The sequence below is a fragment of the Aerococcus loyolae genome, assembly GCF_002871915.2.
GTDB classification, from domain to species: Bacteria; Bacillota; Bacilli; order Lactobacillales; family Aerococcaceae; genus Aerococcus; species Aerococcus loyolae.
In genome coordinates, this window is record NZ_CP126958.1 from 491,868 (window position 1) to 514,979 (window position 23,112).

Here is a 23,112-nt window from a genome sequence, read left to right on the forward strand (position 1 = left end):
TCAGCTTTTTTCGTTAACTGATGCTTTCTTTACGGATAAATAAGTAGAGAAAGAGGTGTCGCTATGCAAGCATGGTGGGAAGATTTAAAGAACTTATCTTTTGCAGAAATTATTGAAAATTATGGCAAATTATTGGTTGAAGCCTTGGTCGCTGGGATTTTATTGGTAGCTGCTTTGTTTTATTTTGTTTTTGACCGGGTGCTTGATCCAGCGGGTCAACCTCCAGTAAGTGCAACCGCCTTGGTGGATTCAGTTGATCTAGAGGACAATAGCCAGTCGGAGTCGTCCGAGACAGACCAAGCAGAAGATAGCGAAGTTGGGAATTCACAGGACCAGGGAGACGATCTAATCTATGTGGATGTTAAGGGGGCAGTCAAGTCCCCTGGCCTTTACCAAGTTCAGGCGGGTGACCGCGTCCTTGATGCCATAGATTTAGCTGGTGGACTCAATGCCCAAGCCGATTCTAAGCGGATTAATCTCTCCCAGCGCCTCCAGGACCAGATGGTGGTCTATGTGCCGGCCTTGGATGAAGAAGTGGGAGCGGAAGACTTGGTGGCTATAACTCCTATTGTGCCCGGGGATAGCCCAACTGCAGGAAGTAGCCAGGAAGATAGTCAGAAGATCAATATCAATACTGCTGACGCCAGCCAACTCCAAGAAATATCAGGCATTGGGGAGAAGAAGGCGGCTGATATTATTCAATACCGGGAAAGTAAGGGGTCTTTTCAAAAGATTGAGGAGATTACCGAAGTTTCTGGTATTGGGGACAAGACTTTTGAGAAGATCAAAGAACAAATTACTGTGAATTAAGATGAAGACGAAAGTTTTTTGGTTAGTTTTAGGCGTTCTGTTACTAACAGCCCTTGCCCTAGCGCCATCTGTCTGGACCCTTATTTTCTATCTCTGGTACTGGGGCCGGGTGATTGCCTTAAAGGAGAAGGGACTAATTAAATGGTTGCTTGTTAGTCAGCTATTTATGGGCCTTTATCTTTATCTCCTTAGTCAAAGAGCCTCCCACTTTACCGCTGGGGAGGCTGCTTTAACTTTAGAAGTGGCTATCGATAGCTTGAAGGTGGAGGGAGACTTAGTCCAATTTACGGGCCAAGAATTGACCACCGGGGAGAATTTTCAAGCCTTTTATTACTTGAAATCTGAGGCTGAGCAGGCGGCTTGGTTAGATCAAGGACGATCCTTTCAGGTTAGTCTCCTGGGTCAATTAACTTCTCCAGGTGGCCAGCGTAATTTTCATGGTTTTGACTACCAAGCCTATTTGAGCCGGCAGAATATTTATTGGGTCTTTGAGGTGGAGAGGGCACAAGGGCTGGCTGATTTACCCTATTGGTCTTATTTTTGGCCCAACCTGCGCCAGAGCATCTATTCCTATTTACAGGGATTGGACTTAGGGATCTTGGCGGATTACTTCCAGGCCCTGTTTCTGAATGATAAGTCAGGCATTGACCCATCCGCCATGGCTGCCTACCAGGAAATTGGGATTATTCATTTATTTTCTCTATCTGGTTTTCATGTCAACTATTTATTAGCCTTGTTGAAGCGATCCCTCTTGCGGCTAGGGGTCTTGGTGGAATACTATCAATGGATCGCCTTAGTGGTTTTACTGCTTTATGGCTGTTTATTAGGCTTGCCCTATGGGATGATTCGGGCCATTGGTTCTTATCTTTATGCCTTTATCCAAAGAAGAGCTAATCATCCTGTCGATTCCTGGGCTGGCCTCGCCTGGTCGGTATTGTTTATCCTTCTAATCCATCCTCAGGCCATCTTTTCCTTAGGCTTTCAGTTGTCCTATGCCCTAACTGCCACCTTATTAGTCATAAAACAGGCGCCACCCTTTAAGCATGCCTGGCAGGAAGAGTTCATCTTCTCCCTGGCCTGTACCTTGGTCACCATTCCTTTTCTGATTCTCAGTCAAGCAGGTTTCTCTTGGTTGGCCCTGTGGGTGAATTACTTCTATTCCTGGCTGTTTTCCGTTTGCCTCTTTCCAGGCCTTCTCCTGGTAGTGGGCTTAGGGATAGTTGGCTTAGGCTTCCTAGTGCCCCTAGTGACCTGGCCCCTAACCTGGGTGATTATTCATCTAGAGAAAGTGTCGGTCTTTTTTAGTGACCTTCCGGGATTTTACTGGTTAACCGGCCACATGCCCTTTGTCTTTATCCTGTTTTATTGCTTAGTGCTCGCTTATTGGCTAGACCGGCAAGTCTTAGCTAAGAGGAAAGGACGGGGCTGGCTGGCCTTGGCTTCGGCTCTCTTAGCCTTATATCTTTTCCCTTATTTATCTCCCTTAGGGCAGGTGGCGGTCTTAGATATCGGTCAAGGGGATTGTATCCTCATCAAACCGCCGTTTTCTGCCTCGGCCTACCTGATTGATGCGGCTGGCAGACCCAGTTTTCCAAAAGAAGGCTGGCAAGAGCGTCCCAGGCGAACCTTGTTTGAAAGCCAGATCCAGCCTGCCTTAGCTGCCCAGGGAGTTCGCTCACTAGCGGGGCTTTTTCTAACCCATGGGGACTTTGACCACTATGGGTCAGCACCTGAAATCATTAGTCAAATCTCGGTGGATACGCTCTATTTACCTATTGGCATGCAGGAAGACCATGAAGTTCTAACCGTCTTGGATCAGGCGCTTAAAGCCAGTAGAAATCCCCATATCCAAGTCGTCTGGCTCCAAGCTGGTCAAAGTCTGACTCTCAGTCGGTCCATGACCTTGGAGGTTCTGATGCCAGAAGATCCAGGAGCAGGGGAGAATGAAAATTCCTTAGCTATGTTAGGAGATATGGGTCCTTTGACTTTTCTCTTTACAGGGGATATTGATGGGGAGGCTGAGGCACAAATGGCAGAAAAGATAAAAGACCCGATCGATGTCTTGAAGGTAGCCCACCACGGCTCTGACCATTCCAGCCCTAGTGATCTAATCGCCCAATGGCAACCCCACTATGCTTTGATTTCAGTGGGAGAGAATAACCGCTACGGCCATCCTAGTGACCGGGTAGTCGATGATCTAGCCGCAGTTAAGGCGACGACTTTTCGGACTGACCAGGATGGGGCTATCCATTATTTTTACCTGGGAAGATACTATCGTTTTAAGACAGTAAAAGCAGCGGGAAAAGAAGATTCTATTGGAGATTGACTTGTTTAATGACAAAGTCGGCCTTGTCAGTTAAAATAGATGGGATGTGAGGAGGGGCGTCATGACTTTTCAAAGCACCATACAGAAAATAAAAGCAGGACAAGTGGATCCCATCTACCTCTTACTAGGGGAGGAGAAGTTTTTGATCCAAGAATTTGAAAATCAGTTAAGCCGAGCGGTCATTGGGGACCAAAAAGCGGTCAGTGATTTTAACTTTGTCCGCTTAGATTTAGAAGAACATTCCTTAGAAGAGGCCCTGGTAGAGGCCAATACCATTTCCTTTTTTTCTGAGCCTAAGATTATCTGGTTAACTAAGCCGATCTTTTTAAGTACAGAGAAGGGGAAGAAGGAGGAAAACACCCAAGCCCTATTGGACTATCTGGCTGAACCGGCTCCTGACGTAACCTTAGTCTTTGTCTGTGACTTTGAGAAATTAGACGGGCGCAAGAAGGTGGTGAAGCAGTTAAAAAAAGCTGCCAATCTGGTCGATGTCTCCCTGGCTGATGAGTCGACTACGACTAACTATATTAAGGACTATGTCAGAAATGCGGGCTACTTGATGGATCGCTCAGTCTTACAGCTCTTTTTGGAGAGAACCAACTATCAATTATCCAATGCTATGAATGAATTGGAGAAGCTTTTTCTCTTTGTGGGTCAGGAAGACCGAATTAGCAAGCACGATGTGGAGACCGTGGTGTCGCCTTCCTTGGATAATAATATCTTCCATTTGACCGACTATGTCATGGCCCACCGCCTGGAAGCGGCCTTGGACTTGTATCGGACCCTGATCCAGGAAAAACACCAGCCCATTGCGATTTTGGCCCTCTTAGAGGCGAACTTCCGCCTTTTTAGTCAAATTGCTCTTTTAGCGCGCACGGGTTATGACCAAGGAGCTATTGCTAAGAGCCTCGGTGCCCATCCTTACCGGGTCAAGATGAGTATGAAACAAATGCGCTCCTACGACGGCCAGCAATTATTGGCGGCCTACCAGGACTTGGTGGAGTTGGATTATGAGATTAAGTCAGGCCAGGTAGACCCTAACTTAGGCATTGAATGGTTTATCTTGCGTTTTGCTGCTTAGTTAGTTATAAAAATGCACAAAAAAACACCGCTTCTTCAACGGCTTAGCACAGTTAAGAGAAGCGGTGGCTTTTTTAATTACTTGTTTAATTTTTGAGCCATACGTGAATTAATACGGCTTGCTTTATTAGCGTGGATTAAGTTCTTAGAAACTGCTTGGTCCACTAATTTTTGAGCATGTTGGTGTAATTCTTCGACGTTATCTGCGCCTTCTTGGACAGCAGTTTCGAAACGTTTAATAGCGGTACGCATTTCGCTGACTTTTGCAGAGTTTACTGCAGCGTTCTTTTCGTTTTGACGTACGCGTTTAATAGCTGATGCAATGTTTGCCATGGAGTCCACCTCTTTCTTTTTTCGCTTTTTCAAGTGAACAGGTCACTAACATGAATATTATACAGAAATTTGACCAGGCTGGCAAGAGAAATTTTATTTAGTCCTTGGAAGCTTAAAATAGGGTTTAGGCCCTAGTCGTGATAAACTAGATAAGAGAAAAGAAAAAATGGAGTGAAGTAAAGTGGACGGCAAGTTTGAATTAGTATCATCCTACCAACCCAGTGGGGACCAACCCCAAGCCATCAAAAAACTGGTTGAAGGGGTGGAGAATAACGATAAGGCCCAGGTTCTTTTGGGAGGTACCGGAACCGGGAAGACCTTTACCATGGCTAATGTCATTGCGGAGACCAACCGGCCGACCCTGGTCTTAGCCCATAATAAAACTCTAGCCGGGCAGTTGTATTCTGAGCTCAAGGAATTCTTTCCGCATAATGCAGTCGAATACTTTGTCTCTTACTATGATTACTACCAACCGGAAGCCTATGTGCCTTCCAGCGATTCCTATATTGAAAAATCGGCCTCAGTCAATGATGAGATTGATAAGCTCCGCCACTCAGCCACCTCATCGATCCTGGAACGCCGGGATACCATCATTGTGGCCTCGGTGTCCTGTATCTACGGTTTAGTCGACCCAATGGAGTATAAGAACCATGTGCTCTCCATCCGCCAAGGCCAAGAAGTTGACCGTAACGACTTTATGCGGCGTTTGGTGGATATGCAGTATGAGCGTAATGATATTGAGTTCCGCCGCGGGACCTTCCGGGTGCGCGGGGATGTGGTGGAAGTCTTTCTGCCTTCTAGAGATAGTGAAGCCATCCGAGTTGAGTTCTTTGGCGATGAGATTGATCGAATTCGTCAAGTCGATGTTTTGACCGGTGAAGTCAAAAATGACGTCAAACACTATCCCATCTATCCAGCCACTCACTTTGTGGTTGATTATAATAAGATGCAAAGAGCGGTTGACTCCATTGAGGCCGAATTAGAGGTCCAATTGAAGAAGTTTAATGACCAAGGCAAACTCTTAGAGGCCCAACGTCTGGAGCAAAGAACCCGCTACGATATTGAGATGCTATTAGAAATGGGCTATTGTAATGGGATTGAGAACTATTCCCGTCATATGGACGGTCGGGCTCCGGGTCAACCCCCATATACCTTACTGGATTTCTTCCCTGATGATTACCTGCTCATGGTTGACGAATCCCACATGACCATGCCCCAAGTACGCGGCATGTACAACGGTGACAAGGCTAGGAAGGAACAGCTAGTCGATTATGGTTTCCGCCTGCCTTCTGCCTTAGACAACCGGCCTTTGAAATTAGCTGAATTTGAAGAACGGGTTAACCAAGCCATCTATGTTTCCGCTACCCCTGGAGACTATGAAATTGAGAAGGCTAATGGCGAAGTCGTAGAACAAATTATCCGGCCAACCGGTCTCTTAGACCCCAAAGTGGAAGTTCGCCCCATTAAGGGGCAAATTGATGACTTGATTAGTGAAATTAATGAGCGGGTAGATAGAGGCGACCGGGTCTTTGTCACCACCTTGACCAAGAAAATGTCAGAAGACCTGACTGATTACTTAGAAGAGGTCGGCATTAAGGTGAAATACCTACACTCGGATATTAAAACCCTAGAGCGGACCGAAATTATCCGTGACCTCCGTCTGGGCGTCTTCGATGTCCTGGTGGGGATAAACCTCCTGCGGGAAGGGATCGATGTGCCAGAAGTGTCTCTGGTGATTATCTTAGACGCGGATAAGGAAGGCTTCCTCCGTAATGAGCGGTCGTTGATCCAAACCATTGGCCGGGCTGCTCGTAATGAAAATGGCCATGTGATTATGTATGCTGATACCGTGACCGGGTCCATGCAGGCTGCCATTGATGAAACCGCTAGACGGCGGGCCATCCAAGAAGCTTATAACGAAGAGCATAACATCACCCCGAAAACCATCCAAAAAGAAATTCGTGATTCCATCCGCATTACTACCGCAGTGAATAATGCAGAAGAAAATGAATCGCTCATGGATACCATCCGGGGCATGAACCGCAATGAAAAAGAAGAAGCTGTCCACAATGTGGAATTAGAAATGCGTCAAGCGGCTAAAGACCTGAACTTCGAAAAAGCGGCTGAATTGCGGGATATCATCTTAGAACTTAAGGCAGAATATAAGATTAAATGATGCTAGTAATTAATAGTGATGAGCATTTGTTCTGCTTTTGAATTTAGTCGTTGAAGAGCCATGGCACCGGTTCGAGCGCAAGGTCTCTCACCTAGCGAGCTTTAAACGGCTAGTAACGGCTGACGCCGACTATCCGTAATTCACATCGCTTGCTTGTTCATGGCTAACGACTAAATTCAAAGCTCCACTACTGCTCAAATTTTCTTAATAGTTTGTTTCATTTAATATTGGCCATTATATAGTAAAAAGTAAATAACAATAAAAGAATAGCTCCCCTTTGCTGATTTCAGCAAAGAGGAGCTATTGCTCTTTAGACTTATTTTTCCTTTTTTAACTAGTTCTCATTGTCATCACTAGGGTCAGGCTCTGCTTCCAATTTTTCTAAGTCGTCAGCTAAGTCTTGGCCTTCAGCAGTGTCTAAGCTAGTGATGAAGCGGTCCTGTTTGTCTGGATCTTCACTCTTACTGTGGATCACGTGGAGCTGAGGCGTGGATTCTGTCTGCTCAGCTGGGTCCGCACTTTCGGGTTCATCTTCCCAGTCTTCAGCTTGCTTTTCTTCTTGATCAGTTGACTCATCTCTAATAGCCCTTGGAAAAGCAGGTAAGAGGGTGCTGGATAAGCTTAACCAGGCCACCCCTAAGGATAGACCGGCGATAATGTCGGAAAAATAATGAACACCAAGGTAGACCCGGCTGAGGGCAATGGCCAGGCAGAGGACGCCCGTAGCAATCCCTAAGATTTGGCGCTTCTTGTAAGAACGGATAAAGTAAAAAGCAATTAAGCACAAGCCCCCGTACATTAAGACGCTGCCCATAGAATGGGCACTAGGAAAGGAATAGCCCCCTTGTTCAATAAGGGGTTGGATAAAGCTAGGCCGGGGGCGTTTAACAATATACTTAATACTTTGGTTACCGAGCAGGATACCGAGAATAAGTTGGCTAGAAAACCAGACCCCTAGGAAGCGGCACTTGAAGAAATAGAGGATGGCACTAATAATCAGGGCGGCGATAATAATATAAATTGTCGTCCCAATTTCAGTGAAGTAAGTGACAAAGGTCTGCCACCACTGGGGCCCCCAAGCAAACAGGGCCCCACCAATCGCTTGATCAGCCCCTTGGATAAAGGCAGGGTGGATGGCTGCCGTTAAACAAATTAAGGCGAAGGGGATCAAGGCAAGTAGCGAGCCGAGTAAATGGGGGAAGAATGTTCGATCTAAATGTTTCATAAGTCTTCTCCTTTATTATAATTATCTTTATTTTAAGTGAAAAACTGGAAAAAGGCCAAAAAATGCTGGCGAAATCGAGTAAAATTAGGGATATTTCTTGCAAGTTTAGCCGATTTCTCGTATAATGACTGCTGTGCTATAGCACAACCATTTTCTTGGTCAGCCGAATCACCAACGGCTTACTCAGACTATGGAAAAATACAAGAGAAAGAAAGGTGAATATAATGGCATTAACTAAAGAAGAAAAAGACGCTATTATCGAAAAATACGCAACACATGAAGGGGATACTGGTTCTGCTGAAGTACAAATTGCTTTATTAACTGCAGATATCAACAACCTTAACGAACACGCTAAAACTCATAAGAAAGACCACCACTCATATCGTGGTTTAATGAAGAAAATCGGTCACCGTCGTAACTTACTAGCTTACTTACGTAACAAAGACGTTACTCGTTACCGTAACTTAATTAAGAGTTTAGGTTTACGTCGTTAATTGAAGCGAAAGGGTTCCAAGCCCACAAAAAGCGAGATTCTTTGGAGTCTCGCTTTTTTTAAAGTAAAATCTAGCTAAAGCACCCTATATTGACCTCTTACTAATCAAAGTTATGTGCTTTAGGAAAAACATATAACCTTGCTTAGTAGGTGGTTGGGGTAGAAAAGGAGTAAATATGTCTGAAAAACAAGTATTTAAAATGAATTGGGCGGGCCGTCCGCTCCAAATCGAAGTCGGGCAACTGGCTAAACAGGCTAATGCTGCGGCACTAGTCCGCTACGGAGATACTGTCGTCTTAACCGCTGTTGTTGGGGCTAAGGAAGCCAAAGAAGGGCAAGATTTCTTCCCTCTTACAGTGAATTATGAAGAAAAACAATACGCTGCCGGTAAAATTCCAGGCGGCTTCATTAAAAGAGAAGGCCGACCAACTGAACATGCCACTTTAACTGCCCGTTTGATTGACCGCCCTATCCGGCCAATGTTCCCAGAAGGTTTTAAAAATGAAGTCCAAGTGATTAACACCGTCATGTCAGTGGATAACGACTGTAGCCCAGAAATGGCTGCAATGTTAGGGTCCTCTGTGGCCTTAACCATTTCGGATATTCCTTTTGATGGTCCCATTGCGGGAGTCAATGTTGGTCGCGTCGATGGTAACCTAGTGATTAATCCGACTCTAGACCAACAAGCCCAATCTGACTTGGAACTGACCGTTGCTGGGACTCAAACTGCTATTAATATGGTGGAATCCTCTGCTCAAGAATTAAGTGAAGAAGAAATGTTAGAAGCCTTGATGTTTGGTCATGCTAACATTAAGGAACTTTGCTACTTCCAAGAAGAGATCCGCCAAGCAGTTGGTCAAGAAAAAATGCCTTTTGAAGCGGAAGCTTTTGCTCCAGAAAATGAAGCGGAAGTTTATACCCGCTACCATCAAAAAATGGTTGACGCTATCCAAATCTTTGACAAGTTGGAACGTGAAGAGGGCGTTCAAGCGGTCAAGGACGAAATGATTGAGTTTTACGATAGCCAATTCTTAGATGACGAAGACTTTGTCGCTAAACATAATCAAATTGTGGCTCTAGCTGATAAGTTAGAATATGATGAAGTTCGCCGTCTGATTACCGAAGACAAGGTCCGTCCTGATGGGCGTAAGATTGACGAAATTCGTCCCCTTTCTTCAGAAGTAGGCCTCTTGCCACGGGTTCATGGGTCCGGTTTATTTACCCGGGGACAAACCCAAGTCCTCTCTGCATGTACCCTAGCCCCTCTATCTGAATACCAACCCTTGGATGGGATTAGCCCTGAAACCGAACGGCACTTCATCCACCACTACAACTTCCCTCAATATTCAGTGGGATCAACCGGACGTTACGGTTCACCCGGCCGTCGGGAAATTGGTCACGGGGAATTAGGTCATCGGGCCCTGCAAAGAGTGATTCCTTCCCAAGAGGAATTTCCTTATACCATTCGCTTAGTGGCTGAAGTCTTAGAATCTAATGGGTCTTCTTCCCAAGCCTCTATCTGTGCCGGGACGCTGGCCTTGATGGATGCAGGTGTGCCGATCAAAGCACCTGTAGCGGGGATTGCCATGGGCTTGATTATGGACCAAGAAGATAACGACAAATATACTATTCTAACCGATATTCAAGGCCTTGAAGATCACTTAGGTGATATGGACTTTAAGGTAGCTGGTACCCGTGAAGGAATTACCGCCTTGCAAATGGATATTAAGATCAAAGGGATCACAGAAGATATCCTCCGGGAATCCCTAGCCCAAGCTAAAGTGGCTCGGATGCAGCTATTGGACCATCTTCAAGGCACCTTGGATGCGCCACGCGACCATCTCAGCCCTTATGCACCGAAGATTAAGATGATCCAAATTAAACCTGAAAAGATCGGTGAAGTCATCGGTAAGGGCGGCGAAACCATCGATAAGATTATCGAAGCTACCGGAGTCAAGATTGATATCGATGACGATGGCCAAGTAAGTATTTCGTCTAGTGATGAGGCTATGATTGATAAGGCTATCGAAATCATTGAAGAACTTACCTTGGAAATTGAAGTTGGCCAAGTCTTCACTGGGACTGTTACTCGGATTGAGAAATTTGGCGCTTTTGTCCAATTAACCCCTAAGCAAAACGGGATGGTTCATATTTCGGAACTCCAGCACAAACGCACCAATAAGGTTGAAGATGTGGTCCAAATTGGCGACCAAGTCCAAGTCAAAGTCATTGAAGTCGATAACCGCGGTCGGATCAACCTCTCTATGAAAGCTCTGACCGACAAAGATGCTGAATAAGTTTATTTTTTTTAAAGCAAGGCTGGGACAAAAGTTCCAGCCTTTTTTAGTAGGAAGGATCTCATCAAAACCTGCTTCAAGCGAAAAACAAGCGTCTGCTTCAGATTATGGTATTTTCTTTCAGCCATCTGGTTCTTTGACGCACTTGTCGCACTCTTTTTTTGCCTACTGATACTTTACAATGAAGTTAATTTGTGAAAGCCTTGATAATTTGGTAAAATGAGTTATAAGCTTGATCGAACATGAAAATAGAGGAAGTGTAAACATGACAAAGAAATATAATATCGCTATTGTGGGTGCGACCGGAGCTGTGGGCGAACAACTCCGTTACTTATTAGCGCAATCCAAGATCCCTTATGACAAGGTGCGTTTACTGGCTTCTAGCCGTTCTGCTGGAAAAGAATTAAGCGTGGGCGATGAAAAATATACTGTAGAAGAATTAACTGCTGATTCTTTTGAGGGTATCGATATTGCCTTTTTCTCAGCTGGTGGCGATCGGTCTAAAGAATTTGCTCCTAAGGCGGTTGAAGCTGGAGCAGTTGTGGTGGATAACACCAGCGCCTACCGGATGGATGAAGACACTCCTTTGATTGTCCCAGAGGTTAACCAAGAAGCCATGGATAACCACCACGGTCTCATCGCCAATCCGAACTGTTCAACCATTCAAATGGTGATGGCCTTAAGACCAATCGAAAAGGCTTTTGGCTTAAAGCGGGTCATTGTGTCAACCTATCAAGCGGTTTCTGGTGCAGGGACTCGGGCTGTTCTAGAAATGGAAAATCAATTCCGTGATATCTTATCCGGTGATGAAATTGATGAACCTAAAATTTTACCGGTCGCTGGTGATGAAAAACATTATCAAATGGCCTTCAATGTCCTAGCGCAAATTGATAAGTTCCAAGACAACCACTATACCTTTGAAGAAATGAAAATGACCAATGAAACTAAGAAAATCTTAGGTCGTCCTGATTTACCGGTTTCAGCAACCTGCGTTCGAGTACCGGTCGTTAAGGGTCACGCCGAATCCGTTTATATCGAAATTGACCGTGATGATGTGACCATTGAGGACTTGATGGCTGTTTTAGACCAAGCCGATAATGTGATTGTGGAAGATGACGTAAAGCAACAAGTCTATCCGCAACCCGTTAAGGCAGTTAACCGTCCTGAGACCTTTGTGGGACGGATTCGTCAAGACCTGGATGTGAAGAATGGCTTCCATCTATGGATCGTTTCCGATAATTTATGGAAGGGTGCGGCTTATAATTCCATCGAGATTGCCGAAACCTTAATTGCTCGGGATTTGATCTAAAAGCAATAAAAGATGAAGTGAGCATCTTTACCAATAGGTTATAAAGATGCTTCTTTCCTTTATAAAGAATTTTTGTAAGAAGAAAGAGGAGTTGTAATGAGTGGAATAAGTATTATTCCATTGGGTGGTGTTCGTGAAGATGGTAAGAACATGTACCTGGTCGAAGTCAACGATAAGATCTTTATCTTGGACTGTGGCCTAATCTTCCCACCTGATGAAATGTTAGGGGTCGATATCATGATCCCTGATTTTACCTATATCATTGAACACAAGGATAAGGTAGCTGGGGTCTTTTTGAGCCACGGCCATGCCGATGCGATTGGAGCCCTGCCTTATCTCTTAAAAGAGGTTAATGTTCCCGTCTTTGGGACGGAATTGACCATTGAATTAGCTAAGATCAATTGTAAGAAGCGTGGGGTTAAGAACTTCAAAGACTTCTACGTGATCGATGATTCTAACGAGATTGATTTTGACGATGCCGTTGTTAAGTTCTTCAGTACGACCCACACGGTCCCAGAATCCCTAGGGATTGCAGTCCAAACTGAAGAAGGTAGCATTGTTTATACTGGGGACTTCAAATTTGATTTGACGGTTGGTGATGGTTATAAGACCAGCTTTAACCGCATTGGCGAAATTGCCTCATCTGGGGTAATTGCCCTCTTGAGTGATTCCCAACATGCGGATTCCTATTTTGAGAACACCTCGGAAGAAAAACTGGAACAGGCCATTTTAAAAGAAGTGGACAAGGCCAGTGGTCGGGTCGTCTTAGCCACGGTGGATAGTAATATATTACGGATCCAACAAGTCTTAAATGTGGCGCGGGCAACTAACCGCCATGTCTTCTTATCAGGCGACCAAATTGAAGAAATTATCGATGTGGCCATCCGCTTGAACAAGCTCACCATTCCTTCTAAGAACCTGATTCAGCCCAATGACAATTTAAAGAACTTTGCTGATGATGAAATTATTATCTTGGAGACTGGCGAATACGGGGAAATCTTAACCAATTTACAAGCCATGTCCAAGGGGTCACACAAGAATATTAAAATTCAAAAGGGCGATTTGGTCTTGATTACTTCGAGTCCATCCGTGGGCTTAGAAACCGTGATGGCGGATACCGAAGATGAAATCTATCGGGCTGGTGGCCATGCCTTACAAGTCTTATCAGCCTATAAATCCAGTGGTCACGCTTCCCCCAAGGACTTGGAAGTCTTGATAGGTCTCTTCAATCCAGACTATGTGGTGCCCGTGTCAGGAGAATACCGTCTCTTACACGCTCATGGTAAAATTGCTCAAAGCCTAGGTTATGATGATGACCATATCTTCCTACTTGAAAAGGGTGACGTCCTTAAATACGAGAAGGGCAAACTTCGCCTAGCCAGCTCAGTTCCTTCTGAGAACGTCTTGGTTGATGGGAGTGGGGTTGGCGATATTGGTAATATTGTCTTACGTGACCGCCGTATCCTCTCAGAAGATGGGATTTTTGTGATTGTCTTGACCATTTCGAGAAGCCAAGGTAAGATTCTTTCCCAACCTGAAATCATTTCTCGGGGCTTTGTCTTTATGAAGGAAAGTACTGATCTCCTCAACGCCAGCAAAGAACTGGTGCGTGAAGAGGTTGAGAAAGCCCTAGCTGATCCTAAAAACTTTGACTGGGCCGACTTAAAGGGTAAAATTCGCGAAGTGGTGGCTAAATACCTCTATAAGGAAACCAACCGCCGGCCCATGGTTTTACCGGTGATCATGGAATCATCTCACCGTCGTGGTAAGCGTAACTTTAAGAAAGAAAACCAAAAGAATAGTTCCAACCAAAAGAACAATTCCAACCAAAAGAATAACGCCAAGAAAAATAATAAATCGAATCAAAAAAACAAGCACAATAAAAATCACAAGCAGAAACAAGACGCAAAATCCTAGCATTAGAAAGGACTAAGTTATGAAATCTTCCCAACGTTTAGTGATTATCGTTGAAGGCTTACTTTACCTAGCCTTAGCTTTTCTTATTCAGTTAATTTTCCCAGCGGTTATTTCCGAGTGGGGAATTGCTTTAAGGATTGGCTATACCTTGCTGATTTACTATGCTTTCAGGCGCGGAAATTTTGCCGGAAGTTTCGCTGGCCTCTTGTTAGGAGCTGTTTCCTGCATTGGACTGGATAACCCGGCTGACCATATCGGTCAAATTATTGGTATGATTATCGCTAGTGGTTGTTTAGGCATTGCGGGTCTCTTTGCTCGTAATTTACAACGGACCTTGCATAACCGTCGGATGGGGTCGGCCTATCTTAACTTGGTAACCGGTACTATCCTGGCATGGCTAGCCTATTTCTTAGTGCGTTTCCTGACTTATGAATATCTAGTCAGTGACCTTAGCCTAACGACCCAGGTTAACTTCCAACAAAATGCCCTGTCAGCCTTGGCGAATATTGTCCTTAGCCTGATTATCTTGATTGTGATTATGAATGTTTCGGCTAAGAACTTTATCCCTAAAAATACGCCTTATATATCAAGGCGTGAACGTTCTCGCTTACTGAATGATGATTAAAGCAAAGACAGCCCAAGGAAGCTGGAGCACTGGCTCCAGCTCTTTTGCTTATTAGGGAAAACATGTCTTTTAGTTTTTATTTTTATTTATTGTGAAATTTGCTATAATCTTATTTAGTTTGAGAGAGAGGTTAGGATTTATGACCAATTGGGTAAATATTTTAATTATTGCCATTATTTTAATTAATACGGTGTCGGCGATTTACACGGTTTTTCGCCAAGAGCGACCAGTAGCGACGATTTGGGCTTGGTTACTTGTCCTAATCTTACTGCCGGGGCTAGGTTTTGTGATTTACTTTTTCTTGGGGAGGAAGATTTCTGATAAGCAGATCTTTCAATTGAATGAGAAGGAAGCCATGGGGATGACCACCCTAGTCAACAAAAACATTGATGACTCAGGCAAACAACGTTTTATCTCTGACTATGATCCTGAACTGCAAGAATTAATTATCTTGCTTTACCGCTCTAATTTTTCCATTTTAACCGCTAATAATGAGGTTGAAATTTTTGATGAAGGAAAGGAAAAAATTGAAGCCCTCTTAAAGGATATCGCGGCAGCCAAGCATCATATCCATATCCAATACTATATCCTTACTCCTGATGAGGTCGGTAACCGGGTCTTAGACGCCTTGACTAAAAAAGCCCAAGAGGGGGTTGAAGTCAGGCTCCTCTATGATGCCTTGGGAAGTCGTAAGTTAAAGGATAAGGATTTAGAACCGCTGCGAGCAGCAGGGGGAGTGGCTTCGGCCTTCTTTGGTTACTCGACCTGGATTCAAAATTTCCGCTTGAACTTCCGTAACCACCGCAAGATTGTTGTCATTGACGGGCGGGTTGGCTATATCGGCGGCTTTAATATCGCTAAGGAATATATCGGTAAGGGGCCTTTGGGTTACTGGCGCGATACCCATTTACGGGTAGTTGGCGAGGCGGTCCAAGCCCTGCAAAGTCGGTTTGTGGTTGACTGGTATGCCTCAACGGACGAGGATACTAGTCTCTTGCTGGCTGAACCTGAATTGGCCCATGACTATTTCCCCTTATTCCCGGTTGAGGATAAAGTGCCTATGCAAATTGTTTCCTCGGGTCCAGAAGATGAAACCGACCAAATTAAGATGGGGTATTTGAAGATGATTACCATGGCCAGGTCCCGGATTTACTTGCATACACCTTACTTTATTCCTGATTCACCGATTTTGGAGGCCTTGGAACTTGCTGCCCTGTCTGGTATTGAAGTCCATATCATGATCCCATGTAAGCCGGACCACCCCTTTGTTTATCGGGCCACTGAATACTATAGTAAGGAAGTCTTAGCCTCTGGCGTCCATGTTCACCGTTATGACAAGGGTTTCTTGCATTCTAAGATGATGATTGTGGATGACCGGATTGCCAGTGTGGGGACCGCCAACTTCGATATTCGATCCTTCCGCTTGAATTTTGAAGTGAACGCCTTTATCTATGATAAGGCGGTAGTAGCTGAATTGATTGCCCAATATGAACGTGACTTAGAGGATTCTACAGTTTTAACCCAAGAATACTTCGACAATCAATCCGGCTGGAAGAAGTTCAAGCAAAAAGGCTCCCGTCTCTTAGCACCGATTTTATAAAACTTAAGAGCATTCGTTCTGCTTTTGAAATTTAGTCGTTTAGAAGCCATGGCATCGGTTGGGGCCAAGGTCCCTCACCTAGCGAGCTTCAAAGGGATCGTAAGGCTAAAGCCTACGAGCCCTATTTCACATCGCTTGCTTCTTCATGGCTAACGACTATATTCAAAGCGCCACTCCTGCTCTAAGTTACTCGATGAAATAATTCTTTTAATAAATAACAATTGCCGGATAAATAAAAACCAGTTTACTCTCTGGGGGATTTCTTAGTGCTTCGCTTAGGAAGGACATCAAGAAAGTGAGTAAACTGGCTTTTTCTTAGTTAAACGATGATTGAGAAATTATTTTGGTGATGGTAGAGGTTTTTATTTAGTAAAGTGATTGAATCAGGATGAATTAGTGCTGGCTCTAGGCATTGGGTTCCCAAATAGCTAAGATTTCTTGCTTAGGGATCATAAAGTTTACCTCGCTATCGATATCTTCAAAGATAACCATTTGACTTTGGGGATGGGAAGAATATTTTTGAAAATAGCCAAAGAGGGTATCCTTGGTATACATATTGCCCATATTGCGTCTCACGGTAATGTAGACGGGGAGCTGTTGTTTTTGGTAATCCTTGATCTGACTGGATAGGGCGTCATTTTCTGAACTAGGCGCTAGGTCTGCAAGCTTTTCAGCGGGGTTTTTATTAATGGACTGTAACGGTCTAGCGACGTTTGTCTGTGAACTTATCGGGATAATGTTATGAATTAAGCTATTCCATGAGAACGATTGACTTGGATTTTGCATCTTAGACCCTCCTTAAATAATAAAAATAAACAATTTCAGAACGTTTGTTCTAACTGATTTATAGTATAGCGAACGTTCGTTCTAGTGTCAAGTGGAATTCGAACAGATGTTTTTTATAGGTGAGAAAGCTTTTAAGTGAAGTAAAATCGCTTCAAAGGGATAAATCTATGCTAAAATGAACTTAACTCTAATAAAGATTGTGTGGCTGCCTGTTTATGCCATGCGACACTTAGTCATGAAAAGAATAAGGACTTTTTAATTATTTACTTTATTTAAATAATTTACGACAAGTCTTTTAATTTGTGGTATGATACACTTTATAAACTTTTAAAGGATGAAAGGTGTTCTATGAAATCGAAAGGATTATTGGTTGTGCTTTCAGGACCCTCTGGGGTAGGTAAAGGGACGGTCCGTAAAGCATTATTTGAGACTGATCAAGAAAAAAATCAATTTTTCTATTCCGTTTCAGCAACTACACGTCAACCACGTGAAGGGGAAGTAGACGGAAAGGATTATTTTTTCGTATCGCGAGAAGAATTCGAGAAAATGATCGAAGATGAAAAGTTGTTAGAATATGCGGAATATGTAGGAAATTTTTACGGGACACCCCTGGATTACATTGATAAAATGACTAATGCAGGAAAGGATGTCTTCTTAGAAATTGAAGTACAGGGTGCCTTGCAGGTAAAACGGCGGATGCCTGATGGGGTTTTCATTTTTCTGGCGCCACCCAACTTAAGAGAATTGGAATCACGCATTGTTAACCGGGGAACGGACAGTCCAGAAGTGATTGCGGAACGGATGGACAAAGCTCGCACCGAGTTGCAATTAATGACCCAATATGACTATGTGGTGGAAAACGATGATGTGGATCTAGCGGTAAAGCGGATTCAAACTATCATTAAGGCAGAACATTTGAAAGTTGACCGTTTTATTGACGATATTGTTGAGAATTATCTAGGAGAGGGAGATTAATTATGATTATTTATCCATCGATTGATTCTTTGTTAAAGCAAGTAAATTCTAAATATTCTCTGTGTACCATTGCCGCTAAACGGGCCCACGAACTTCAAGAAAACCAAAATCCGATGTTAACAGACTATCATTCGCCTAAGTATGTTGGTCAAGCCTTAGAAGAGATTAATTCCGGTGACTTAGGTATTGATCCAGATTCTCTAGCTAAGGACGAAAGCCTTAACTAATAATAAGCACGAACAAAGATCGGTTAGCCGGTCTTTTTTTCGTGCTTTGAAAAACTAGAGATAGTTGGAAGCTGATTTAAGTTTTAGTACAATAGATAGAGAAATAGCGGAAAGGAGAATGGATATGGTCTTAGAAAAGACAAGAGCCCCCCGTTTTGCCCGGGTCATTGTTGATGTTCCCACCATGCAGACTGACCATCCCTATGATTATTATATTCCCGACCGCTATCAGGACTTGATTCAGGTGGGCATGCGCGTCCAAGTTCCCTTTGGTGTCCGCCAGGTACTGGCCTATGTGGTGGAATTAACCGCAACTAGTGAATTTGAGGGTGAACTCAAAGAGATTACTAGCCTGCTTGATGACCAAGCGGTTTTAACTCCTGAAATGTTAAGTTTAGGCCGGGATATGGCCGAGCATTTGTTTTCTTATGTGGTGACTTGTTACCAAACCATGCTGCCCCGCTTGTTAAAGGTGGACTACCATAAGTACTTCGTTCCTAGTGAGACATTGACTTATCAACACCGAAAAAGCTACTTTAAAGACCAGGAAGAAGTGTCCTGGGAGGCGGCAGAAGAAGCCGAACAGTTAAAAAACCTTTTGGTCTTAAAAGAGACAGGCGAGGTGAGTGTTGACTACCGGGTTGCCGACCGCAAACATTATAAAACTGAAAAATGGATCCAACCACTCCTGGATGCAGAACAATTAGAACAGGAGCGCGACCAACTTAGAAAGACTGCTAAAAAGCAAATCTTACTCTGTGAAGTGCTCATGGAACTTGAAGGGCGGCGGGTGAGCGTCAAATGGTTGCGGGAGAATTATGACCTCTCCTTACAAACTATCCGCCGTGGCCAAGATTTCGGCTGGTTAAAGTTGTTTGAGGTTGAAGTTGACCGTGACCCTTATGCTGACCGCTATCAAGAAAGAACCCAAGATAAGCCCCTCACCGATGACCAAAGTCAGGTTTACCAAGAAGTTAAACAGGCGATCAGTGATCAAGTCAATGATACCTACCTCTTGCAAGGGGTGACGGGTAGTGGGAAGACAGAAGTTTACCTGCAATTAATCCGCCAAGCCCTCGACCAAGGGCAAACTGCGATTTTATTGGTGCCAGAAATTGCCTTGACCCCACAAATGGTGGCCCAGTTGAAGGGGCGCTTTGGGGACTTGGTCGCTGTTCTTCACAGTCAATTAAGTGTTGGCGAGCATTTTGATGAATGGCGGAAGATGCGCCGGGGGGATGCCCGGGTAGTCGTCGGAGCTCGGTCATCGATTTTTGCCCCGATTGATAATATTGGCATCATTATTATTGATGAGGAACATGAAACCACCTATAAACAAGAGGAAGCCCCCCGCTACCATGCCCGGGATGTGGCCAAGTGGCGGGCCTCTTATCATTCCTGTCCCTTAGTCTTAGGGTCAGCAACCCCTGCTCTAGAAAGCCGAGCCCGGGCCCAAAATGGGGTCTACCACTTGCTTAGTCTGCCTGGACGGATTAACGGCAAGGCCTTGCCGGCAGTCGACTTGATCGATATGCGGGAAGAATTTAAGCATAAAAATTACTATCAATTCTCCCGTTCACTCAAAGAAGCCATCGATCAGACTTTAAGCCAAGGCCAACAAGTGGCTCTCATGCTTAACCGGCGGGGCTATGCCAATTATGTCATGTGTCGGGATTGTGGTTATGTTTTTCAATGTCAAAATTGTGATGTTTCCCTAACCTATCATTACAGTGACCGCAGTTTGCAGTGCCATTATTGTGGCTATAGCCGGCCTTACCCCCAAGTTTGTCCTCTCTGCCAGGGACAGCACTTACGCCCCTTTGGCAGCGGCACGGAAAAGGTTGAAGAAGAAATCTACCAACTTTTTCCGGGCAAGAACTTGGTCAGGATGGACAATGATACCACCCGGAAAAAGGGCGCCCATGAGCGTTTGTTAGCCAAAGTGGCTAGTGGCGAGGCGGATATCTTACTGGGAACGCAAATGATTGCTAAGGGGCTAGATTTTCCTAATATTACCCTAGTGGGAGTGATCAATGCGGATACCTCCCTCTACCTGCCTGATTTCCGGGCTTCAGAGCGGACCTTTCAGCTCTTAACCCAGGTGAGTGGAAGGGCAGGCCGGGGTGACTTGGAAGGGCGGGTCATGATTCAAACCTTTAATCCCGACCACTATGCCCTACAACTTGCTAAACACCACGACTATGACCGCTTCTACCAAAAGGAAATGACCTACCGCAAACTCAACCATTATTCCCCTTATTTCTATACCATCAGGTTGTCTATCTCACACTTTAATGAAAAAGATGCCCTAAAAGCGGCCTTAACCTTAGCTACTTTACTACGTGAACGTAGTCAGGGCAGTAAAGACTATGTCATTGGACCGAGTCAAAATGCCATTTCTCGGATTAAAAACCGTTATTATTATCAAATTTTGTACCAGTACCGCAATCAAGCACACATTCAGCCCTTATTCCAAGAAATCCGTGACTTGGCTCAAGACTGGAGTAAAAAGAAACTCTATGTCTCTATTGATGTCGAGCCTTTATCTTTCTTGTAGGAAAACAGGGGACAGGAATTGCACTGAGGAGGAAGTTATTCATTATGAAAAAAATTGTATTTATGGGGACGCCAGAATTTTCGGTAAGGAGTCTGCAGGCCTTAATTGACCACCCGGACTATGAAGTGAGCGCCGTGGTTACCCAGCCTGACCGACCCGTGGGACGGAAACACCGCCTCCAAGCTTCAGCGGTTAAAGAAGCCGCCCAAGCAGCTGATATTCCCGTTTACCAACCCGAAAAAATTAGTCAAGACCAAGACCTCGACCAGCTGCTCAGCCAGGGGGATATCGATTTAATTGTGACGGCTGCTTACGGGCAATTTTTACCCGAGCGTTTATTGAATTATCCTAAATACGGAGCCATTAATGTTCATGCCAGCCTCCTACCCAAGTACCGGGGCGGGGCACCTGTCCACTACGCCATCTGGAAGGGGGAAAAAGAGACTGGGATAAGTATTATTCGTATGGTTAAGAAAATGGACGCTGGAGCAATCCTAAAGCAAGCCGCTATCCCTATTGATGACCAAGTCACTGTCGCTGAAATGTTTGACCGCTTGAGTGAACTGGGGAGTCAAGTATTGCTAGAAACCTTACCCGCTCTCTTTGATGGAACAGTGACTGAGACTCCTCAAAATGAATCGGAAGCGACTTTTTCACCTAATATCACCCGGGAAGAGGAACGAATCAACTGGGACAATACTGCCCAAGAAATCCATAACCAAGTTCGGGCCTTTAATAGCTGGCCGGTGGCTCACACTTTCTTTGATGATAAACGCTGGAAGATCTGGGCAAGTGAAGTGCTTGAAGACGAAGAAACTGACCAAGTCCCAGGAACAGTGATTGCTATTGACAAGAAACCGGCCCGTTTCCTAGTGGCTTGCGGAGAGGGAACCGTCTTAGCTATTACTGAAATCCAACCAGCAGGGAAGAAGGCCATGGATATTACGAGTTTTATTAATGGAGGAGCGGGTCAAATTGAAGTCGGCGACACATTCCAATAAACCCTCAGGCCTCAAAGCTAGCGCCCGCTACCAAGCCATGGAAACCCTGAACCTGGTCTATAAGGGCGAGGCCTTTGTTAATCAAGAAGTCAACCAAGTGCTCAGCCATAGTTGGGTAGTTGACTCGGACCGTGACCTCTATACCCGCTTAGTTTACGGTAGCCTGCAATTTCATTGGACCCTCCAAGAACTTTTAAAACAGGTATTGAAACGCTATAAGCGGACCAAGAAGTGGCTGCTAGCCCTATTAGAATCATCAGCCTACCAGCATTATTACCTCGATGCCATTCCTGACCACGCCATTGTGGACGAAGCCGTACGCATCGCTAAGAAGCGCGGCAACCAGACCCTGGGACGTTTTACCAATGGGACCCTGCGTAACCTTTTCCGGACCTATCCGACGATTGAAGACTTTATTAGCCAGCAGGCAAGCGACCAGGCCTATGTTCTTTCCTTAGAGACTAGCTTGCCCTTAGACTGGGTGAAATATTTTACTCAACGTTTTGGCTTTGAAACTACCCAGCAGATCGCTCAAGCCATGGCAGAACCAGCCCAGGTTAATGTGCGGATTAGTCGGGACTATTGGCAGAACCAGGATAAAATTAGCCAGATTTTAGCCGATCAAGGTTTCCCTAATCAAAGCAGTGACTTAGCCCCTCATCAGCTTAAGGTTAAGGCTGGCAATCCGGCTCAATCTGAACTCTTTAAGAAGGGAATTATTACCATTCAAGATGAGGCTGCCAGCTTAGCTGTCGATATCTTGAACCCCAAAGCTGGCGACTGGGTCCTAGATGCCTGTGCGGCACCCGGTGGAAAGACGGTTCAATTAGGAGAATATGTGGGCAAAACGGGCCAGGTCTTGGCCTTTGATATTGCAGAGAATAAATTAGCCTTAATTGCTGATAATGTTAAACGCATGCATGTCGACCAACAGGTAAGTATCCAACAAGGGGATGCCAGTCAACTCGGGAGAAAATTTCCAGCGGAAAGCTTTGATGGGATTTTAGTTGACGCTCCTTGTTCAGGCGTGGGCCTCTTCCGGCGTAAACCGGATACCAAGTTAAACAAGGATTTTCAAGATCTAAAGAATTTGCAAAAAATTCAATTAGAAATCTTAAATAATGTCTCTCCCTTACTAAAAAAGGCTGGCCGCTTGGTCTATAGTACCTGTACAATAACAGCAGAAGAGAATTGGCAAGTGGTCGAAAAATTTTTAACAACCCACCCAGACTTCGCCCTCAAAGCCATTGGGGCCGAGTGGCAGGAAGTTTTAAAGCCATCATTGATCAATGCCGCTTGCCTGGAAATCTTACCGCATCATTTTAATAGCGATGGATTTTTTGTCGCCTTATTAGAAAAACAAAGTTAGGAGCAA

General features: G+C 44.6%; 18 protein-coding genes. 15 read left to right on the forward strand and 3 right to left on the reverse strand.

What is annotated here, in order from left to right; genetic code table 11:
* Window positions 1-63: 63 nt before the first annotated feature.
* The 3 genes from CJ190_RS02190 (at window position 64) to holA (ending at window position 4,217) form a co-directional block, all read left to right on the forward strand.
* Window positions 64-810 (forward strand): helix-hairpin-helix domain-containing protein, encoded by a 747-nt coding sequence (locus tag CJ190_RS02190; RefSeq protein WP_082888727.1) that lies wholly within the window; start codon window positions 64-66, stop codon window positions 808-810.
* A gap of 1 nt (window position 811) precedes the next feature.
* A complete protein-coding gene (locus CJ190_RS02195; protein WP_064293542.1) occupies window positions 812-3,136 on the forward strand; it encodes a DNA internalization-related competence protein ComEC/Rec2 in 2,325 nt (774 codons plus the stop codon).
* Between the two features lie 61 nt (window positions 3,137-3,197).
* Entirely contained in the window at window positions 3,198-4,217 is a 1,020-nt protein-coding gene (gene holA / locus CJ190_RS02200; RefSeq protein ID WP_064293543.1) for a DNA polymerase III subunit delta, read from the forward strand.
* Window positions 4,218-4,294: 77 nt separating this feature from the next.
* Here holA and rpsT read toward each other — a convergent pair whose 3' ends face one another.
* Complete coding sequence (rpsT, locus tag CJ190_RS02205; protein ID WP_060777862.1) at window positions 4,295-4,549, reverse strand: 30S ribosomal protein S20; 255 nt, start codon at window positions 4,547-4,549, stop codon at window positions 4,295-4,297.
* Between the two features lie 181 nt (window positions 4,550-4,730).
* Between rpsT and uvrB the strand changes: the two genes are divergently transcribed.
* Window positions 4,731-6,725, forward strand: a complete 1,995-nt coding sequence (uvrB, locus tag CJ190_RS02210) for an excinuclease ABC subunit UvrB (RefSeq protein ID WP_064293544.1) — start codon at window positions 4,731-4,733, stop codon at window positions 6,723-6,725.
* 334 nt (window positions 6,726-7,059) lie between these two features.
* Here uvrB and CJ190_RS02215 read toward each other — a convergent pair whose 3' ends face one another.
* Window positions 7,060-7,950, reverse strand: a complete 891-nt coding sequence (locus CJ190_RS02215) for a phosphatase PAP2 family protein (protein WP_064293545.1) — start codon at window positions 7,948-7,950, stop codon at window positions 7,060-7,062.
* 224 nt (window positions 7,951-8,174) lie between these two features.
* On the opposite strand from CJ190_RS02215, the gene rpsO reads away from it, so the two are divergent.
* From rpsO to cls, 6 genes are all read left to right on the forward strand, one after another.
* A complete protein-coding gene (rpsO, locus tag CJ190_RS02220) occupies window positions 8,175-8,444 on the forward strand; it encodes a 30S ribosomal protein S15 (RefSeq protein ID WP_013668480.1) in 270 nt (89 codons plus the stop codon).
* Window positions 8,445-8,619: 175 nt separating this feature from the next.
* A complete protein-coding gene (gene pnp / locus CJ190_RS02225; RefSeq protein WP_064293546.1) occupies window positions 8,620-10,740 on the forward strand; it encodes a polyribonucleotide nucleotidyltransferase in 2,121 nt (706 codons plus the stop codon).
* 265 nt (window positions 10,741-11,005) lie between these two features.
* Window positions 11,006-12,049, forward strand: coding sequence for an aspartate-semialdehyde dehydrogenase (locus tag CJ190_RS02230; RefSeq protein WP_064293547.1), 1,044 nt, complete (start codon window positions 11,006-11,008; stop codon window positions 12,047-12,049).
* Window positions 12,050-12,145: 96 nt separating this feature from the next.
* A complete protein-coding gene (locus CJ190_RS02235; RefSeq protein ID WP_064293548.1) occupies window positions 12,146-13,966 on the forward strand; it encodes a ribonuclease J in 1,821 nt (606 codons plus the stop codon).
* Between the two features lie 19 nt (window positions 13,967-13,985).
* The gene (locus CJ190_RS02240; RefSeq protein WP_070598032.1) at window positions 13,986-14,591 is read left to right on the forward strand and encodes an energy-coupled thiamine transporter ThiT; all 606 of its coding nucleotides are present in this window, start codon (window positions 13,986-13,988) and stop codon (window positions 14,589-14,591) included.
* A 139-nt stretch (window positions 14,592-14,730) separates the two neighbouring features.
* Window positions 14,731-16,191 carry a cardiolipin synthase gene (cls, locus tag CJ190_RS02245; RefSeq protein WP_064293550.1) on the forward strand — a complete coding sequence of 487 codons (1,461 nt, stop codon included), beginning with the start codon at window positions 14,731-14,733 and terminating at the stop codon, window positions 16,189-16,191.
* Between the two features lie 405 nt (window positions 16,192-16,596).
* Here cls and CJ190_RS02250 read toward each other — a convergent pair whose 3' ends face one another.
* The gene (locus tag CJ190_RS02250) at window positions 16,597-16,977 is read right to left on the reverse strand and encodes a hypothetical protein (RefSeq protein ID WP_064293551.1); all 381 of its coding nucleotides are present in this window, start codon (window positions 16,975-16,977) and stop codon (window positions 16,597-16,599) included.
* Window positions 16,978-17,325: 348 nt separating this feature from the next.
* Here CJ190_RS02250 and gmk point away from each other — a divergent pair, with 348 nt between their 5' ends.
* From gmk to rsmB, 5 genes are all read left to right on the forward strand, one after another.
* Entirely contained in the window at window positions 17,326-17,952 is a 627-nt protein-coding gene (gene gmk / locus CJ190_RS02255; protein WP_064293552.1) for a guanylate kinase, read from the forward strand.
* A 2-nt stretch (window positions 17,953-17,954) separates the two neighbouring features.
* On the forward strand, window positions 17,955-18,179 hold the full coding sequence (rpoZ, locus tag CJ190_RS02260) for a DNA-directed RNA polymerase subunit omega (protein WP_013669681.1): 225 nt from the start codon (window positions 17,955-17,957) through the stop codon (window positions 18,177-18,179).
* Window positions 18,180-18,303: 124 nt separating this feature from the next.
* Window positions 18,304-20,736 (forward strand): primosomal protein N', encoded by a 2,433-nt coding sequence (gene priA, locus CJ190_RS02265; protein WP_064293553.1) that lies wholly within the window; start codon window positions 18,304-18,306, stop codon window positions 20,734-20,736.
* A 44-nt stretch (window positions 20,737-20,780) separates the two neighbouring features.
* The gene (gene fmt / locus CJ190_RS02270; RefSeq protein WP_064293554.1) at window positions 20,781-21,737 is read left to right on the forward strand and encodes a methionyl-tRNA formyltransferase; all 957 of its coding nucleotides are present in this window, start codon (window positions 20,781-20,783) and stop codon (window positions 21,735-21,737) included.
* Window positions 21,712-23,106, forward strand: a complete 1,395-nt coding sequence (gene rsmB, locus CJ190_RS02275) for a 16S rRNA (cytosine(967)-C(5))-methyltransferase RsmB (RefSeq protein ID WP_168162777.1) — start codon at window positions 21,712-21,714, stop codon at window positions 23,104-23,106. The genes fmt and rsmB overlap by 26 nt, the downstream gene beginning before the upstream one ends.
* Window positions 23,107-23,112 lie beyond the last annotated feature (6 nt).

Coding starts and splice junctions, on each gene's coding strand:
- CJ190_RS02190 (WP_082888727.1), top strand. CDS start 64: ATGCAAGCATGGTGGGAAGATTTAAAGAACTTATCTTTTGCAGAAATT.
- CJ190_RS02195 (WP_064293542.1), top strand. CDS start 812: ATGAAGACGAAAGTTTTTTGGTTAGTTTTAGGCGTTCTGTTACTAACA.
- holA (WP_064293543.1), top strand. CDS start 3,198: ATGACTTTTCAAAGCACCATACAGAAAATAAAAGCAGGACAAGTGGAT.
- rpsT (WP_060777862.1), bottom strand. CDS start 4,549: ATGGCAAACATTGCATCAGCTATTAAACGCGTACGTCAAAACGAAAAG.
- CJ190_RS02215 (WP_064293545.1), bottom strand. CDS start 7,950: ATGAAACATTTAGATCGAACATTCTTCCCCCATTTACTCGGCTCGCTA.
- rpsO (WP_013668480.1), top strand. CDS start 8,175: ATGGCATTAACTAAAGAAGAAAAAGACGCTATTATCGAAAAATACGCA.
- pnp (WP_064293546.1), top strand. CDS start 8,620: ATGTCTGAAAAACAAGTATTTAAAATGAATTGGGCGGGCCGTCCGCTC.
- CJ190_RS02230 (WP_064293547.1), top strand. CDS start 11,006: ATGACAAAGAAATATAATATCGCTATTGTGGGTGCGACCGGAGCTGTG.
- CJ190_RS02235 (WP_064293548.1), top strand. CDS start 12,146: ATGAGTGGAATAAGTATTATTCCATTGGGTGGTGTTCGTGAAGATGGT.
- CJ190_RS02240 (WP_070598032.1), top strand. CDS start 13,986: ATGAAATCTTCCCAACGTTTAGTGATTATCGTTGAAGGCTTACTTTAC.
- cls (WP_064293550.1), top strand. CDS start 14,731: ATGACCAATTGGGTAAATATTTTAATTATTGCCATTATTTTAATTAAT.
- CJ190_RS02250 (WP_064293551.1), bottom strand. CDS start 16,977: ATGCAAAATCCAAGTCAATCGTTCTCATGGAATAGCTTAATTCATAAC.
- gmk (WP_064293552.1), top strand. CDS start 17,326: ATGAAATCGAAAGGATTATTGGTTGTGCTTTCAGGACCCTCTGGGGTA.
- rpoZ (WP_013669681.1), top strand. CDS start 17,955: ATGATTATTTATCCATCGATTGATTCTTTGTTAAAGCAAGTAAATTCT.
- priA (WP_064293553.1), top strand. CDS start 18,304: ATGGTCTTAGAAAAGACAAGAGCCCCCCGTTTTGCCCGGGTCATTGTT.
- fmt (WP_064293554.1), top strand. CDS start 20,781: ATGAAAAAAATTGTATTTATGGGGACGCCAGAATTTTCGGTAAGGAGT.